Source organism: Maridesulfovibrio frigidus DSM 17176, from assembly GCF_000711735.1.
In the GTDB taxonomy this organism is placed as follows: domain Bacteria; phylum Desulfobacterota; class Desulfovibrionia; order Desulfovibrionales; family Desulfovibrionaceae; genus Maridesulfovibrio; species Maridesulfovibrio frigidus.
Genome location: NZ_JONL01000021.1, coordinates 1 through 1,573, shown reverse-complemented (window position 1 = coordinate 1,573; position 1,573 = coordinate 1). Strand labels below are relative to the sequence as shown.

The 1,573-nt window shown below is 47.8% G+C and carries 1 rRNA gene; it reads left to right on the top strand.

What is annotated here, in order from left to right:
* Positions 1–66: 66 nt before the first annotated feature.
* Positions 67–1,573 (top strand): 23S ribosomal RNA (locus BR06_RS0119060); the annotation flags it as partial.

The following is a 1,573-nucleotide window of genomic DNA, read 5'->3' as shown; positions in this document are numbered from 1 at the left end:
AATTATACAACTTCTCCTTGAGAGAAGTGTGTTCTTTGAAAGTTAAATAGGGAAAATAGAGAAGAAAAATAAGTTTTTAAGGGCAACTGGTGGATGCCTTGGCGCTAAGAGGCGATGAAAGACGTGATAGGCTGCGATAAGCATTGGATAGCCGCCAAGTAGGCTTTGACCCAATGATTTCTGAATGGGGAAACCCAGCAGAGTAACCCTCTGTTATCTTTTGACTGAATACATAGGTCTTAAGAAGCGAACCCGGTGAAGTGAAACATCTCAGTAGCCGGAGGAGAATAAATCAAACGAGATTCCCATAGTAGCGGCGAGCGAAATGGGATTAGCCCAAACCAAGTGTTTTCGAACACTCGGGGTTGTAGGGCCTTTATAAGTGATCTGTATAGATAGCGGAAATGTCTGGGAAGGCATGTCATAGAGAGTGAAAGCCTCGTACGCGAAGTCGAAAGCAGCACGTAAGGTACCTGAGTACCACGGGACACGAGAAACCCCGTGGGAATCTGGGAGGACCATCTTCCAAGGCTAAATACTCCTTAGCGACCGATAGTGAACCAGTACCGTGAGGGAAAGGTGAAAAGAACCCCTGTTAGGGGAGTGAAATAGAACCTGAAACCAGTTGCCTACAAGCTGTGGGAGCGGACTTGTTCCGTGACCATTTGCCTTTTGCATAATGGGCCAGTGAGTTAATCTGTAATGCAAGGTTAAGCAGTGATGTGTAGCCGTAGCGAAAGCAAGTCTGAATAGGGCGACAAGTATTGCGGATTAGACCCGAAACCAGGTGATCTATCCATGGGCAGGCTGAAGCTTGAGTAAAATCAAGTGGAGGGCCGAACCGTTGTAAGTTGAAAATTGCTCGGATGACCTGTGGATAGGGGTGAAAGGCCAATCAAACTTGGTGATAGCTGGTTCTCTCCGAAATATATTGAGGTATAGCCTCAGGAGTTTACTTGCGGAGGTAGAGCACTGACAAGGCTAGGGGTCTCACCAGATTACCAAACCTTATCAAACTCCGAATGCCGTAAGTTATATCCTGGGAGTCAGACTGCGGGTGCGAAGGTCCGTAGTCGAAAGGGAAACAGCCCAGACCGTCAGCTAAGGTCCCTAAATCCATGCTCAGTGGAAAAGGTGGTGGAGTTGTATAGACAGCCAGGAGGTTGGCTTAGAAGCAGCCATCCTTTAAAGAAAGCGTAATAGCTCACTGGTCTAACGATTCTGCGCCGAAAATGTAACGGGGCTAAGCATGGTACCGAAGCTACGGGATGCGTCTTTGACGCATCGGTAGGAGAGCGTTCTCAGATGGGATGAAGGTGAATCGGAAGGTTTGCTGGACTAATGAGAAGTGATTATGCTGGCATGAGTAACGTTAAAACGAGTGAGAAACTCGTTCGCCGTAAGACTAAGGTTTCCTGGGTAAAGCTAATCTTCCCAGGGTTAGTCGGTTCCTAAGGCGAGGCCGCAAGGCGTAGTCGATGGAAAACAGGTTAATATTCCTGTACCTGCAAGTGTGTGCGATGGAGGGACGCAGAAGGATAGATCAGCCAGCTGTTGGATATGCTGGTGCAAA